At 64.7% G+C, this 15,153-nt stretch carries 10 protein-coding genes; all 10 read right to left on the bottom strand.

Translation table 11 applies throughout. From position 1 onward, the window contains the following. Positions 1–104: 104 nt before the first annotated feature. The 10 genes from dapA to I8746_RS07605 all read right to left on the bottom strand — a co-directional run bounded on the left by dapA (position 105) and on the right by I8746_RS07605 (position 15,018). Positions 105–971, bottom strand: coding sequence for a 4-hydroxy-tetrahydrodipicolinate synthase (gene dapA, locus I8746_RS07650; protein WP_012052051.1), 867 nt, complete (start codon positions 969–971; stop codon positions 105–107). A 337-nt stretch (positions 972–1,308) separates the two neighbouring features. Next, a complete protein-coding gene (gene bcsC, locus I8746_RS07645; RefSeq protein WP_088512730.1) occupies positions 1,309–4,827 on the bottom strand; it encodes a cellulose synthase complex outer membrane protein BcsC in 3,519 nt (1,172 codons plus the stop codon). Next, entirely contained in the window at positions 4,815–5,930 is a 1,116-nt protein-coding gene (gene bcsZ, locus I8746_RS07640; RefSeq protein WP_014859243.1) for a cellulose synthase complex periplasmic endoglucanase BcsZ, read from the bottom strand. The genes bcsC and bcsZ overlap by 13 nt, the downstream gene beginning before the upstream one ends. After that, a complete protein-coding gene (gene bcsB, locus I8746_RS07635) occupies positions 5,930–8,218 on the bottom strand; it encodes a cellulose biosynthesis cyclic di-GMP-binding regulatory protein BcsB (protein ID WP_014859244.1) in 2,289 nt (762 codons plus the stop codon). The genes bcsZ and bcsB overlap by 1 nt, the downstream gene beginning before the upstream one ends. Continuing rightward, a complete protein-coding gene (bcsA, locus tag I8746_RS07630; protein WP_221100416.1) occupies positions 8,215–10,824 on the bottom strand; it encodes a UDP-forming cellulose synthase catalytic subunit in 2,610 nt (869 codons plus the stop codon). Before bcsA ends, bcsB begins: the two co-directional genes overlap by 4 nt. Beyond that, positions 10,821–11,528: a cellulose biosynthesis protein BcsQ gene (gene bcsQ, locus I8746_RS07625; RefSeq protein WP_012052046.1), complete on the bottom strand. Its 708-nt coding sequence runs from the start codon at positions 11,526–11,528 to the stop codon at positions 10,821–10,823. The genes bcsA and bcsQ overlap by 4 nt, the downstream gene beginning before the upstream one ends. Beyond that, on the bottom strand, positions 11,525–11,743 hold the full coding sequence (bcsR, locus tag I8746_RS07620; RefSeq protein WP_014859246.1) for a cellulose biosynthesis protein BcsR: 219 nt from the start codon (positions 11,741–11,743) through the stop codon (positions 11,525–11,527). Before bcsR ends, bcsQ begins: the two co-directional genes overlap by 4 nt. Continuing rightward, positions 11,740–13,353, bottom strand: a complete 1,614-nt coding sequence (bcsG, locus tag I8746_RS07615) for a cellulose biosynthesis protein BcsG (RefSeq protein WP_221100415.1) — start codon at positions 13,351–13,353, stop codon at positions 11,740–11,742. The genes bcsR and bcsG overlap by 4 nt, the downstream gene beginning before the upstream one ends. Then, positions 13,346–13,531, bottom strand: coding sequence for a cellulose biosynthesis protein BcsF (gene bcsF / locus I8746_RS07610; protein ID WP_088512734.1), 186 nt, complete (start codon positions 13,529–13,531; stop codon positions 13,346–13,348). Before bcsF ends, bcsG begins: the two co-directional genes overlap by 8 nt. Next, positions 13,528–15,018: a BcsE family c-di-GMP-binding protein gene (locus tag I8746_RS07605; protein WP_221100460.1), complete on the bottom strand. Its 1,491-nt coding sequence runs from the start codon at positions 15,016–15,018 to the stop codon at positions 13,528–13,530. Before I8746_RS07605 ends, bcsF begins: the two co-directional genes overlap by 4 nt. Between the last annotated feature and the right edge of the window lie 135 nt (positions 15,019–15,153).

The following is a 15,153-nucleotide window of genomic DNA, read 5'->3' as shown; positions in this document are numbered from 1 at the left end:
TTCGGGGTGGAGGCTGCGACATCGCCATTGATGCGCGGCTCCTGACAACCAACGGTATATGCCGGGTGTGGCGGCTTGTCAACCCGCCATCAACCGTTGCCGCTTCAGGCGCCGAGTGAACACAGCACGCTTTGCAACTTGTCTCGGGTGGTATTCGTGCACGCCTGCATGGGCTCGCGCAGCTCGTCTGCAATCAGGCTTTGCAGCTGCAATGCCGCCTTGACCACGGCCGGGTTGGGCTCGGCAAAGGCCACTTTGATCCAGGGCAGCAACTGGTAGAACGTACCCCGCGCGGCGGCCCAATCACCGCTGTCAACCTGCTGCACCATGCGTACGTAAAGGTCGGCGCGCACATGTGCGGAGGCTGAAATGGCCCCTGCCCCACCCAGGCACAGGTTATTGAAGATCTGCAGGTCTTCACCGGCCAGCACCTGGGCGTGGCCGTCCTCGATCAGGGCCATGGTCGTCTCGCTGTCACCGCCACAGTCTTTCACCGCTGCAATGCGTGGATGGCGCACGATACGGCGCAGGGTTTCACGTTCCATGCGTACGCCAGTGCGGTAGGGAATGTCGTACACGATCACTGGCACGCTGGCGGCATCGGCCACGGTGGCGAAGAAGGCTTCGATGCCAGCCTGCGAAGGGCGGATGTAGCAAGGTGCGGGAACCAGCAGTCCGCCAATGTCACGCTGCTGGATTTCAGCCTGGAAGGCCAGCAACTCACCCAGGTTGTAACCTGACAGGCCCATCACCACCCTGCCAGGCTCCACCCAGGCCAGCACGGCATCCAGCACTGCCAGTTGCTCGGCCTTGGACAACGCCGCCGCCTCACCCGTGGTACCGCACACCACAAAACCGGCCACACCGTCTTCGAGCAGCTTCTTCACCAGCTTTTCCAGGCCTGGGAAGTCGATTTCATTGGCGCGCATTGGCGTGACGAGGGCGATCCAGATACCACGGAAATTCGACATGCAAAAACTCCTGATGTTGACCGAAAGTCAGCGTCAGCAGGGCGAAGAGTGGAAGTGGTGGCAGGGATACCTGGCGCCTTCTGTCTCGTCAGCCCACCTGACGAGACAGCGCGCCTCGGTCAGATGAGCGGCTGTTTCTTGGATTTCTTGGCAACGGCAACGCACGCGTCTGCCTGAGCGATGAAGCCCGAAGCGGAAATGGCGTGGTTGGATGTGGACATGCTGGCAAGCCCGTTGCGTAGGTATGGCTGGATAATGGTGGGGCGGCGTGCCTGGTGTCAACCCTTGGCCCGCATCGCCCCGTGCAGGCGCGCCCCTTGCAATGCAGCGATTGCCGTCACCGCCACTCGCTGTAAGGCTCCAGCGGTGTCACCGGCAGGGCCAGGTTGCCTCGCCACGGTTCGAACAGGTAGCGCAGGTAGAGCATGCCATGGCTAGGCGCATAGTCATCGCTGTGCTGCCAGTCGAAGCCGCCGCCCAGTACCCACTGGTCACTCAGGCGCCGTTCGAACAGACCGCGCAGGCGGTAGCCCAACCCGCTGCTGTCGCTGGCTTCGGTCATCGCATCGATGTTGGAATCGACGCCATAATTTGCCAGTACCTTGCGGTTGATGTGTGCGTCCGGGTACAAGCGGCTACTGCCACTATGAGCCTGAGACCAACTGACGGAACCTTCCAGCAGCAGCGACCAGTCGTAGTTGCGCCAGGCATAACTGACCGGCACGCCCACCGAACTGTAGCGCTGCGGGCTGTAGTAACCGCCCTGCCCCAGGCTGTAGCCGCCCAGGTCCTTGTCATGGCGCCAGTGCATCAGCGTCACGCCAACACGGACACGCTCGTCGGCCTTTTCCACCACGCGGTGGTAAAAGCCGGCCATGGCCCGGGTCCGCTGGTTGTCGGCCACGTTTTCGCCGTACAGCCAATGGTGCCCCAGGCTGGCCCACACCCCGTTGTCGCCACCTTGGTCCCAGCTCAGGCCGAGCGTGGCGCCATTGGCAGTGACCCCGCCCCAGCGCACGCCCGTCGGGCGGTCGCGTGCGCCGGCGAACGACAGCAATGAATTGCTCATCGGCCGGCGCGAGGCGGTCAGCGACCACCCAACCTGCCCGAGGTCACCGTTGACCGTTGCGCCGCCCAGCCAGTTGTTGATTGCATAGCCCTGGGTGGTGCCCAGGTCGAACGCCCAGCGGCTGCCCTGCCAACCCAACGCCAACAGGCTGCCGTTTGCAGTCTGCGATCCCCCCGTGCACGCGGGCAGTGTTTTGCCGTCAGCGGTCTGGCCAACAAACTGGCAGCTGCCGAAGTCGGGGGTGTAGCTTCCCTGATCGTTCGGCTCGAACGACCCCGCATCCATGCCAATGCGCTCTACTCGCGCAAACGCGGTGCCCTCCTGCCAAGGGGTGTCGACATGCAACAAGGTCGACTGGGTACTCAGCTCCGACGTGCCGGGCGTACCGTCATCCTCGCGCCAGCCGTAGTCATGCATCAGCGTCACATGGGTATTGCGCTGGCGATACAGGGCGTCCACATCACTGCGCAGGCTGCGGGCCAGCCAGTCGTCGCCATCCCGCTCGCGGCTGGCCAGGGTCAATGCACGGTCATCCCGTGGCGCTACGGCAGCACGGTCCAGCAACTGCGCATCAGCCATCGCTGCCGCGTAAAGGTCCAATGCTCGTTGAGGATCATCCTGCGCTACCAGGCGGGCTGCGTCGCGTCGCAACAACGGATCGGGTCGCGTCTGCTGCGCGGCAATCCGGTCAAGCAGCCTGGCCGCCTGATCGTGTTCGCCCAACGCGGTCCACAGCGCCGCCAGGCGCCGCTGGGCGTTGCCGTCATCAGCGGCAAATTGTGGCACCTTCACGCCCAGCATGTGCCGGGCCTGCTGCAGGTTGCCTTCGGCCACGGCGCTTTCCATCACCCCAAGGCGTGCATCAGGACGCCCAGGCTGCGCGACCAGCACACGCTGGTAATAGCTGCGCGCCTTGCCATGTTCACCACGCGCGGCTGCCCAGTCAGCCAACAGCATCAAGTCGTCCGAGCTGCCTTCACCACGCGCCAGGCCGGCTTCAAGCAAGGCTGTCGCCTCGGCACCGCGGCCTTGTGCCTGCAACTGCTGCGCAGAGGCCAGGGTCATACGCCGTTGAACACGTTGCTCCAGCGCGTGCATGTCCGCGCTCCAGGTCGCCTGAGGTACCGCTCTCAGACTGTCCAGAGCCAAGGCATCACGGTCGCTGGACTCCAGGAACAGGCCGTGGGCATAGCGCGTTGCCGGATCACGTGGCTGGTGCTGCACCAGCCTGGCAAATGCCGCGTCGGCCTCGCCAGTGCGCCCTTGGTGACGCAGACTGTTGGCCAGCTGATACACCAGCCAAGGCTCATCGGGAGCCAGGGCTGAAGCCTGGCCCAGCACATGGCTGGCCGTCGACCAGTCCTCGCGCTGCAGGGCTTCGTCCCCTTGCTGGCGCAGGCGCGCAAGTTCCAGGCTGCGTCGCAGGCTGGCGAACTGCGCCTGCTGCCGTGGTGGCAGGCTGTCCAGGTACGCCTGCGCCTTGCCTGGCGACTGCGCCTGGTAAACGCGCATCAAGCCGCGCACGGCACTTTCGTTATCCGGCGCCATACGCCGTACCTGCAGGTACTGCCGCTCGGCAGCCGCCACATCGCCCTCGGCCAGCGAGACATCTGCCAGGCCCAACAACGCGTATTCATCCTTTGGCCGTTGCTGGCGAGCCTGCCGGTAAAGTGCGCGCGCACCGCGCACGTCTTTCGCCTCCAGGGCCTGCTCGGCTTTCTTCAGCAGGGCCCAATACTGGCTGGACGACTCCAGGTCCTTCCATTGGCTGATCCAGTAGGTGTCCTGCTCCTTGGCGCTCGCCGCGCGGAACGCCGCATGGGCGTCTTCATGGCGGCCCTGGCGCATCAACGCATAACCCAGGGCCCCATGCAGGCTGGCATCGCCCGGGTACTGGCGCAGGGCGCGGCGCAGCTGCGTTTCAGCTTCGGCATTACGGCCCTTGTCGAGCAATGCCTTACCCCGTTGACCGGCCTGCCATGCCGGGTCGGCCAGCAGCTTGCGCTGCTGTTGCAAGGTCTCGCTGGCCTGTGCCAACAACGGTGAAGCTGGGTAACGCTGAAGAAAGGCCTGCCAGGCTGCCGCGCTGGTTGCACTCACGGCTTGCCCGGACAGGTAGTCGAACTCGCGCTGGGCAGCGGCATCCCGTGCACCGGGGTCTCGCGCCAGCTGATCGAGCAGGGCCAAGGCCTCGCGGTCACGCTTTTCGGCGAACAACCAACCGGCCAGTGTCTGGCGCAGCCCGGCACTGCCCGGGTACTGCTGATCCAACCGCTGCAACTGGCGGATCGCCTCAGGGCGTTGGCCTGGCAGGTTGCCGCGCACGCGCCAGTAGTCCAGGGCCAATTCAAGGCTGGGTGGTTCGCCGGCAAACAACTGTTCGTACATCGCCAGCGCCTCTTCATTACGGCCGGTAACCGCCAGCAGACGCGCCTGCTGCAAGCGCCGCGCAGGCGCCGGTTGTTGAAGTTCAAGCAGGCGTGCGGCCTGACGTGCTTGCAGGCTGCCAGGCGCCACGGCACTGATCCGCGCACTCAACTGCTCGGCTTCACTGCTGTTCTTCTCGCGCAATGCCAGGCTCAAGGCCGCCAGCAATACCTCCGGGTTGCGCGGCTCAAGCAACTGCAAACGGCCCAGCGCATCGCGCACCAGGTCGTCACGGTGCAGCGCTTCGCCGCGGCGTACCTGGTCCAGCAGCCATTGGCGCTGTTCATCGATATCCTTGGGTTGTGCATCTGCCTGGCAGGTTATTGCCGCCAGCATCAACACGCCGATCATTCGCTGCATGGCGCACTCCAGGCCGGCAACAGGCGGCCGTGCGGGTCAAAACGGTAACGGGCCTCGTCGAAGCCCTGGCCGAACAGCGCCAGCACCTGGCTGTAATACGCCTTGGCCTCGACCGGTTGTTCGCGCAAGCGCTGGCGCTGGGCCGCCAGGCCGGCCACGTGCTCTGGCGAGGCAGCAAGCAATGGCAGCAAGGCCGCAGAGAAACCCGCCGGGCCATGGCCGCGGGCTTCACCGCTACGTGCATCCAGGTGCTCAGGAGGTAGCCCCTGGCGCTGGGTCAATGCCGCCATCGGCGCATAATGGGCGACCAGTTCGCGGCGTTGCGCCGCCCCCTCGGCCAACATGCCGACCCACAGGTACACACGAATGGCGTCATAATCACCGGCATTGCCATGTTTCGTGTCTGCCGCTGGCTTTCCGGCCGGCGTCCACAGCAACCAGTCCGGTGCAAAGCCCTTTGGCGACGATGCCAACCACAAACGCCGCGTGTTGGCCGCCAGCTCCCCCCACAAGGGGTCCACCTCGCTGAAGCGGTCGAGCAGCTGCAGCGGCAGGTAGCTGGGGTTCAGGCGGGTACCCTGGGCGTCTTCGAAGCCGTAGTCACCTGGCAGCAACATCACGCCAAGGCCTGGAAGCTTGCGCACGGTCTGCGCGGCGATACGCCACAGCAGGTGCTGGCCCAGCTGCGTGTAGGCCGGCTGGTCCCACAACCGCCCTGCTTCCAGCAGGCTGTAGGCGATCCACAGATCGGCATCGCTGGCGTTGTTGGCGTCCAGCACCTGCCACTGCTGCTGCCCGTCACGGCCCCACAGCCAGGCAGGCAGATGCCGGGCCAGGTCACCCTCGGCGAGGTTGTTGCTGGTCCAACGCAGCAACTGCGCGAAGGTTTGCCGGTCGTTACCTACCAGGGCGAAGAACAGCGCGTAACTCTGCCCTTCCGAGGTGGTGATCAGGCGCTCGTCACTCGGGTCGATGACCCGCCCATCCACACTCACCAGCTCGGCCTTGAACCGCTCCCAGGCAGGCCATGGGCAAACCGACCCGGCATTGGCGAAGACGGGCAGGCCTAAGGCGACCAGCCCTACCAGCATCTGACGCATCATCACCCCGCCTCACCCAAGCGGCGCTTGCCTGCCCAGCGCAGTGCCCGCCACAACAAGAAGGCGAACAGCACCACGCAAACAGCCGCGATCACCGCCAGCAACACAGGGTGCTCGGACAAGTGGAACCACAGCAGCAGCCACCACGGCAGCGCGCCCACGAAGTAGTGCTCGCCGACGAACTGGCTGCTCACGCCACTGCTGCGTACCAGCGTTACCGAACCCGCCACCGCATCGAGCTTGCCTACATCGCCAAGCACGTCGCGCAGCAATGCGTAATCGCTGTCGCTGTTGGCCAGCAAGGCCACAACACTGCGCTGCTCGTGGAACGGCGACTTCAGCCCGGTGATGGCCGCAATCGGCGCCTGGGCGCTGACCGCCACGCGGCTGCTTGCAGCCACCGGCTCAGTATCGAAACGCTGGCCACCGGGCAACGATGCGCTGCGGCCCTGCAGCAACCAGTCACGCTGGGCGCTGAGCAACAGGCCAAGGTCGGGCGCGTCGCGCAGGGCCTCGGGCAGGCTGCCGATCAGCAGCAAGTCGGCGTCTGCCGCTGCGACCTGTTGCCAGTCGTCGATCAATTGCAGGCCAAGCGCCGGGTAACCGATCTGTCCGGCCAACCCGCCAACCGTGTCGAGCAAAGTGCCGACCTGCATCGCCGTAGGTTTGGCCGGCATGATGACCAGCGTCTCGGACAGGTCGGCCATGCGGCTGAACGGGAAGCCACTGCGGGCGAATGCACGCAGGTCGGGCATGGCGATGTAATGGTGGTAACCGGAAAGGTCGATGGTGGAGTTGTCGTCGATTGCTGCACGCACGTCCACCGGCAGCGAGGTCTGGCAGCGATCGCGCTGGGCGCTGCCCAGGGTACTGGCAAAGCTGAAGTCGAAGCGCAGGCGGTTACGGTCGCCAATCTTCAGCGCCGGCACCAGCGAGTTCTCGGTCAATGCAGTGTTGTCACCGGACAGCACTGCCAGGCGCATTTCTTCAAGGGTACCGCCGCGCCGGTCATTGCCCACCAGCGGCATGCTGGTGATGTACTGATCGTTGACGCTGATGCTCAGGCGCGATTCGTCGGTCACCGCTGGCGCCGTATAGCGGTACAGGGTGCGCAGCGGAATACCCTGGTTGCGCCAGACGAACAAGTCGGGCGGCAGGTTCAGTTCCAGTGTCACCGGCCGCGGTTGCAGGCCGCTGACTTGCAGTTGCTCGGGGTAATCCAGCAGCTCGGCAAATCGAACCGGGCGGTCGGTGCGCGTCCAGTTCGGCGCATCGTAGGGCTGACGCGGTTGCAGCGCGGTCATCTGCTCCACTTTGACGCGCGCGCCGCGGAACAGATTGTTGCCGACCGCCAGCGCCGAGGCGGCCTTGATCAGGTCGTCGTCGTTACGGCCCAGCACCAGCAGCACTTTGCTGAAGCGGTCGTCCGGGTGATCGATCACCTGCAGCACGGGGCCGTCGACTGGCGGGAACTGCTGCAGATCGGCGAGGAACGCCGGGCGACGGTCGTTGCTGGCAAACACGATGCTCGGTGCAGGTTTTTCGCCACGGGCCGGCAGGTGGTTGTACAGCACAGGGAAGCTGGCCTTGCGCCAACCGGCCTGGCTGCCGAAGTAGGATGCCAGGATTGCCGCCGCACGCTGCTCGCCCAGGCTCGGCACGCCGCTGAACACCACCGGCAGCACTACCTTGCCGGTGTCGCGGGTATCGAAGAACGGCAACGGGAAGTACGCCAGGTCGTTTTCCAGCACCAGCGCCTGCTCGTGCAACTGTACCTGGCTCTTGCGGTTAAGGTTAAGCCACAGGCCGCTGTGCGCCGGGTCTTCGCAGACATCGGTATAGTGCCCGACAAACTCCAGACGTACCCGGTTGAAGTCGCCGAGCAGTTTCGGGTCCAACGGCAGCTGGCGACGCACACGCTGGCCCAACTGCTCTTTTTCCACCGGAACTACGCCCATCAGCTCGTCGTTGAGGTAGACGCGCAAGTGCGACAGGTTCGGCAGCAAGGCTGGCGAAGGCGTGTAGTCCAGTTGCAAGCTGGCATCGGTGGCCAGGCGATCGCGACGCAGGCCGAACTCAATATGCTCGCTGTTGCGTACCCCCAGCAGCAGGCTGTCGGACGCATGTCCAAGCTGCTCGAAGGTTTTCGCAACCTGCCAGTTTGGTACCGTGGGTGTGGGTACCGCAGGCTCGGCAAGCGGAGCTACAGAAGCAGCAGCGGCGCTCTGCGACAAGGCGGTAAACAGCGCCATCGCCAGGCCCCAGGTACGCGCGGGATAACCAGTCATCATGCGTCTCGATCAACAGGGTTCATGGAAGGGATTGCCCGCGGTGTGCGGGGCCAGTAGCTGGCCAGCCACAGCGCCAGCGAACGCAACGGGCGCAACCACGCCCGCAGCCATGGCGGCATGTGCTCGACCAGGCGCACGTAACCGACGCCACCCAGCTTCAACACATCGATCAGGCTGCGCAGCGGGCGCTCGACCTCGTGCTGCTCGTTCCAGCCAAGCCAGGCATCGGCGCGGGCAAAGGTGCAGTGGACCAGGTCGATACGCTGCTGCAGGGCGAGGTCGCGGAACACCAGGCCCACGTGTTGCCCGACGGTACGGGTGACGCACGCCTGGAAGGCGAACTCGCGCTGGCCGCGGTTGAGCAGCAGGCGTACCTGCTCCCCCGGTTTCAACTCCAGACCGGGCTGTACCTGCAGGCCGATACCGCCGTCGGAGTAGTCGACCAGGGTGCAGGGGTAGGCATGACCGCTGGCCAGCATCAGCCCCGCCGGCAAGCGCATCTGCACCCGATGGGCGCGGCGCACCTGGCGCACTTCGGCGGCCACCGCAACTGCGGCACCGATGATCAGCAGGTTGTAGATCACCCACAGCGAGCTGACGATCACCGTGCCGATTTCTGCCGTTGGGCCAGTGACCAGGCGCCACACCGCAAAGCCCAGACCCACCACGTTGAGCGCCGCCAGCCACAGGTAAGGCTGGGCGATACGCCAGTCGAACTGTTCCTGCTCCATCAGGCCGCCCTTGGCGGTGACGTTGAACGTGCCTTTTTTCGGCGCGAACAGCGCCACCGTGGTCGGGCGGGCGATGTACCAGGCCAGTACGGTCTCGTAGACCTCGCCCCAGAAGGTTTGTCGGTACTTGCCCTGCATGCGCGAGTTGGTCAGGCTGGCGTGGATCATGTGTGGCAGCACGTACAGCAGAATCATCAATGCCGGTGCGTAGATGATGTAGGCATGCAGCAACAGGAACGCCAGTGGCGCCGTCAGGAACACCAGCCGCGGCAGGCCGGCCAGGAAGTGCAGCATCGCGTTGGCGTAGCACACCCGCTGGAACAGGCTAAGGCCACGCCCGAACAGCGGGTTGTCGGTGCGGAAGATCTGCACCATCCCACGGGCCCAGCGAATGCGCTGGCCGATGTGCGCCGACAGGCTTTCAGTGGCCAGGCCCGCAGCCTGCGGAATGCTCAGGTAGGCTGACGTCCACCCTTGGCGATGCAGGCGCAGGGCGGTGTGGGCATCTTCGGTCACGGTCTCGACGGCAAAACCACCGATGCTTTCCAGCGCAGTGCGGCGCAGCACAGCACACGAGCCGCAGAAAAACGCCGCGTTCCACATATCGTTGCCGTCCTGGATCAGGCCGTAGAACAGCTCCCCTTCGTTGGGGCGGCGGCGGAACGAGCCGAGATTGCGCTCGAACGGGTCAGGCGAGAAGAAATGGTGCGGTGTCTGCACCAGCGCCAGTTTAGCGTCCTTGAGGAACCAGCCCACGGTCAGTTGCAGGAAGGAGCGCACCGGCACATGGTCGCAATCGAAGATGGCGATCAACTCGCTGTCGGTGACGCCCAGCGCATGGTTGAGGTTGCCGGCCTTGGCATGCTTGCTGTCGGGCCGCACGATATACCCTACCCCGACTTCGTCGGCAAAGGCACGAAACGCGTCGCGGCGGCCATCATCGAGGATATAGATGCGCAGGCACTCGCGTGGCCAGTCCAGGCCCAGCGCGGCCATTACCGTGGTGCGCACCACTGACAGGTCTTCGTTGTAGGTAGGGATCAGCAAATCGACGGTTGGCCAGTGCCTGACGTTGGCCGGGAGGTTTGCCGGCTTGCGCTGCAATGGCCAGCTGGTCTGGATGTAACCCAGGATCAGCACGAACCACGAATAGGTTTCTGCCGCCAACAGGATCACCCCGAATACCAAGTCGGTGGTGTCGTTCCAGTTCAGGGTCGAGGTGTAGCGCCACCACAGATAGCGGCACGAGATGATGGTCGACAGCACGATCAGCATCAGGGTCGGGAAACGCCCCGGCATGTGTCGCACCAGCAGGGCGATGACCAGCAGCAGGCAGATGAACATCAGTTGCGCCAGATAGCCGAACGGTTCCGTCACGCACAGCAGGGCGAGGCTGAGGGCGAATACCGTCAGCACGCTATAGAACGCCCGCCGGGCAAACACGCTCAGGCCGCGCAGGCGTGCCGAGGCCTGGTGCTTGAAAGCACTGGCGCGGTAGCGCGCGGGTACCTGTTGCAATGCATCGATCAGCAGGCCGCGGTAGTGGCGCGCCACCCCGCCTGCCGCCCGCAGGTGCATGCGCACCGCGCCCAACGCGCGGCGGCCAGGCCCTGCTGTACGTGCCTGCGGTTGGCGCCGCAGCAACAACCACAGGCTCTGGATCAACAGACGCAGCGGGTCACCCAGGGTTGGGCGCTTGCCCGCCAGCTGCGGGTACAGGCGTTGGCGCTCGGCCAGCAGCGCCTGCCAGGCGGGTGACTCCAGGCGCAGAAACAGGAAGGCCAACCACACGCCGAGGGTGAACAGCCACGCGACCGGCAGACGCGCGCCACGGACAGTGAACCAGGTATAGGCCGACAGAGGGGTCAGGGTCACGGCTGGCGCCTCGTCAGACAGCGCACCGCCAGGCTTTGCACATCCCGGCAGGCCAGGCTCTGCGGTGCGTAAAGACCCAGGGGAGCCTTGTACGCCAGCGCTTCGAGGAAGGCTTCGTCGCGATGGACCACCTGGATCGGCAATCGATCACGAAACAGGTCACGCCACACCATCAACAGGTCGCTCTGCAAGCGGCTGGCCGGGTCGTAGCGGTTGACCAGCAGCATGTCGAAGTGCTCGAGCGGGCGTCGCCCGAGCAGCAGGTGGCTGGCCATTTCGGCTTCTGCCACCAGTACCCGTACATCAGTCTCGATGCCATTGCCGGTGGTATCGCCCGGCAGTTGCGGCAGGTCGTACAACAGCCAGTCGAAATGCTCGGCCAGCTCGACCTGGCGAGCGCGCCATGACTGCGCATCGGGCACACGGTGCTGCGCACCGCCAGGCAGGTTGCCGTACGGCAGCAGGCACAGGCCATCGAGCACCTCGTACACGGCATCACTGAACGGCCGCCCTTCCCGCTCGGCCAGCGCCCAGCCCTCGGACGTATCCAGCGGCAGGTTGAAGTGCAGCCCGAGCAAGTTGCTTGGGCACAGGTCAATCAGCAGCACCCGCTCGCCCACGCCCTGCAGCGCGTAGCCCAATGCAGCCAGCAAGGCGCTGCGCCCCAGGCCTCCGCGTACCCCATGCAATGCCAGGCTGGTCATGGCGCGACCCTCTCGCGCAGGGTGACAGCTGCGTACAGCGCTTCGTCGCTGCTGGCCTTGCAGCTTTCACCCAGCAATGGCCAGCGCTGCAGGGCCTGCTGAACGCCCACCAGCATCGAGATGTCCTGGTAGTTCAGCTCTGGCATGTCCAGGTGCTGACGCAACTGGGCAATATCGTCGCTACGGTCGGACGGGTCTGACTTGCCAGTGATCATGGGCGCTCCTTGGGGATGGGCTGCCAGTCAGGCTGGCCTTGCAGGCGCATGTAGGCACGCCCCTGGTAATTCAGCACCTGTGCACCAGAGGTTTCGGCAACCTGCTCGGTGGTTGGCAGGTCGGTCAGCAGGCCGGGCACATCCAGCACCTGCTGCTGGCCGAGGCCCGCATACACACGCGAGATCAGCTCGGACAGCGCCAGGTAGCTGGTGGCAGCAGTGACCCGCAGCGGCTCGTTGCGGGCAGGCTGGCCCATGCCGATGAACTTCAGGCCGACCGGCACATGGGTAATCGACGGCGTGGGAATTTCGCGCATGCCAGACAACTGCATACGGTCACCATGCAACGCGGCCCCATGCTCAGGGACAATGGCCACCACTACCCGGCGGCCACTGCGCTCCAGTTCGTCAAGGAAGGTGCCAAGCTCGCCAAACAGGCGATTGGCGCGGGTGGCATAGTCGGCCACGCGGGTACCGCCGTCGGCAGTGACGATACGGTTGCCGTCATGCAGGCTGATGCTGTTGTAGAACAGTGACACATGCTCGTCCGGGGTGCCTTTGCGTTGCCCCCACCAACGGCGCAGGACATCCAGGTCACTGGCAATCGGCGAACCGTCGAAGCCCACCAGCGCCCGTGGAAAGTCGGTATTGCGCATGCCGGGTTGCGGCATGTGCTGCTGGGTAATGTCGCCGATGAAGTTGTCGAACCGGCCGCTGTGGTTGAGCAAGGTGTTGCTCTGGAAACCCAGCCGGGCCAGGTTCTGGAACAACAGGCACTGCTCCGGAGCCGGTTGGTACAGGCCAGCGTGCGACGACTGTCCGCAGCTGGCACGCAGCACACGGATGGCGGCCGGGCCGCTGTAGGAGGTCGCCGAGTTGAACTGGTCGAAGATCACGTCCATGCGCGACAACAGCGGGTTGTCCCGCAGCCCCACGGCAGACAGATCATCCCAGGCCAGCGAGCAGATGTTGATTACCAGCAGGTCGAACGGTTGCTCATCGGCATTAACGGCAGGGAATGCCGTCACCCGCTCGCGCTCACTGGCGAAGAAGCGCTCAAGCCAGCTGTCGAGCGTGGCATTGTCGGCTACTGCAGTGGCAGGCGCGGGTTCGGCTGCGGTGCGCGCCGCCACGCCGGGCGCCTGGCTTGCACCCAGCAACGGCAAGCCGCCGACCGACAGCCATGCCAACCCCAGCAGGCTCAGGGTGCTCAGGCGCAGCCAATGGCGTAGGTACAGGTAACCCACCAGCAACATTGCCAGCGCCCCCAGCAGGTTCCAGTTGATGAAGCGGCCCAGCAGCTCGAGCAGATAGTCCCACGAGAAGTCCAGCACCCCCGGCTGCGCCAGCAAGCGGCTGAAGGGTGGCAGCCAGGTGTCCTGGTAGAAAAGCGCGATACCGATTGGCACCGCCAGCAGTTGCCGGGCAATACGCAGCCACTGGCCCGGCAAAGGGATAAGCAGAAACGCAGCAAACAACAGGTTCGGCAGCGCCTGGAAGTCGAGCATGCCAAGTGCGACCAGCAGAAACTTTGCAAAAAAATAGAGGTTCCACCCTCCCAGTCCAGGCCAGCGGGCCAGTACCGGGAGGGTGATGGTGGTATTAGTCATTCTGGGGTTCCTGGTGTGCAGCGCGGCGGCGTACGCCCAGCGGTTTCAGGTAACGGGGGGGAAGGCGACGGCGCAACCCGTCACGTAATGCCGAACACAGGTGCACGAGCAACAAGGCCAGGCCCAGCGTGACGAGTGCGGTAATGCCGACCACCTGCAGCAGTTGCACGAAGTTCATGCGCCACCCCGCTTGGCCAGGCCAACCTTGCGCGGTGCCAGTGCCGACCATGCCTGTGCAGGCAACTGCGCCGCCATGTCGCTGCGGGGTGGCTGCGGTAGGTTGCGGTCGAGGAAAGCCGGAGTGGCCAGGCTGTCGACACCGGCAAGCACCTCCTGGCTGATGAACAGCTCTTTCCATGACAGCTGGAAGATGTGGTCAAGCGCCTGCTCGACCCCTTCCGAGCGGCAAGCGAACAGGAACAGGAACAGCACCTCGCCAACCACGCAGGCAATGTCGCCATCACGGCGGAATACCGTACGCGAGCAAGCCTGCAGCGGGGTCAGGCCGGGCGCCGGACGCAACACCAGCAACTGGTGGACGATTTCGCCGTTGCGCACCCCGTGCCACATGCTTTGCACAGCCTCGGCGAACGCCCGTGGCGCTACCAACCCGCAGATGGCCAGCGGCCGCAGGCGTGCCAGCAAGGCATCGAAGTCGGTTGGCAGGTGTCGACGCCAGACGTAACCCTGGATGCTCTCCACCATGGTCAGGAAGCGTGACAAGCTGGCACCGAACGGCACGATCTGGCTGGCACCACAAGCCAGCAGCAACTGTTCGTCTTGGTAACGCAGGGTCGGCGCCATTTCGCGCACCACCAGCTTCAAGGCGTTGCCACGCGACTGCCGCAGGTGGTGCAACTGGCGCGCCAGGCTATCCAGACGCTGCCCACCGTCCATGGCAAAGATCACCGTGGCAGACACCGCACGGCTGGCTTTGCCCCCCAGTTCCTCAAAGCTTTCGCAGACCTGCCAGTGTTCGGAGAAGGCTGGCGCGCCTTCCAGTACCGGGCGCTGGGCCAGGCACAGCAACTCGTCACCACCGGTGTCGCTGGGTGCCTCATGCGTGGCAGCAACGGCAAAGCCCGCGCTCAGCCGAGTCAGCTCCATGTCCCGGGTGGCGGTTTTGCCAAGCGGGTTGCTCCAGAAATGCTGCAGGTAGCGCACCCCACCTTTGCCACGGTACACCTGCCCCAGGCCGTCGAGGCACTGGTTGAAAACGCGCAGGCGCTCGACCAAGGCGGTGCTCTGCCCCCCACTGACGACCAGCAGCAACGCCGCTTCAGCCAACAACGCCGGGCGCAGCGCATTGCACCAGTGCTCGACTTCGGTATCCGCCCAGGCGTGTGCCGGTGCCAGCAGCACCAGCACACGCCCACGGGCATCAAGACGAGGCAGGTCTTCAACCAGATAACGGGTGGCTTGCGAGTTGGCCTCATACAACGCGAGCTCGGCCGGGCCGCGCGTTGCGCCGAGCGCACCCAGCACGTCATCCATGGCTTGCGCATCGGCGATCAGTGCTGCCCTGGCATTATCGGGCATGCCTTCGACCACCTGGCGGCATAGCAAGGAGGCGTCTTCGGCGGCGTCACAGGCTAACCAGTACAGTCCTTGTTGATGAAGCTGGCTGCTCTCGACGCTCAGGCCGGAAATCGCCAACAACTGCATTCCATTAGTCAAAACACTGGCTCTACAAAAGGTAAATTGAAACGGTTTGAAGGCGGAATGTGTCACATCCTCTGCTGACGCCTTATGACTCACGTCAAAAAAACGACGAAAATGATGCGGAACACAAAGTTGCGT

It is taken from the genome of Pseudomonas sp. USTB-Z, from assembly GCF_019691255.1.
GTDB classification, from domain to species: domain Bacteria; phylum Pseudomonadota; class Gammaproteobacteria; order Pseudomonadales; family Pseudomonadaceae; genus Aquipseudomonas; species Aquipseudomonas alloputida.
The sequence above is the reverse complement of the archived record's forward strand: the minus strand, read 5'-3'. Positions and strand labels throughout refer to the sequence as shown.

Bases quoted from the DNA above. Each gene is read 5' to 3' on its own strand.
- dapA (WP_012052051.1), bottom strand. From the start codon at position 971: ATGTCGAATTTCCGTGGTATCTGGATCGCCCTCGTCACGCCAATGCGC.
- bcsC (WP_088512730.1), bottom strand. From the start codon at position 4,827: ATGCAGCGAATGATCGGCGTGTTGATGCTGGCGGCAATAACCTGCCAG.
- bcsZ (WP_014859243.1), bottom strand. From the start codon at position 5,930: ATGATGCGTCAGATGCTGGTAGGGCTGGTCGCCTTAGGCCTGCCCGTC.
- bcsB (WP_014859244.1), bottom strand. From the start codon at position 8,218: ATGATGACTGGTTATCCCGCGCGTACCTGGGGCCTGGCGATGGCGCTG.
- bcsQ (WP_012052046.1), bottom strand. From the start codon at position 11,528: ATGACCAGCCTGGCATTGCATGGGGTACGCGGAGGCCTGGGGCGCAGC.
- bcsR (WP_014859246.1), bottom strand. From the start codon at position 11,743: ATGATCACTGGCAAGTCAGACCCGTCCGACCGTAGCGACGATATTGCC.
- bcsG (WP_221100415.1), bottom strand. From the start codon at position 13,353: ATGACTAATACCACCATCACCCTCCCGGTACTGGCCCGCTGGCCTGGA.
- bcsF (WP_088512734.1), bottom strand. From the start codon at position 13,531: ATGAACTTCGTGCAACTGCTGCAGGTGGTCGGCATTACCGCACTCGTC.
- I8746_RS07605 (WP_221100460.1), bottom strand. From the start codon at position 15,018: ATGCAGTTGTTGGCGATTTCCGGCCTGAGCGTCGAGAGCAGCCAGCTT.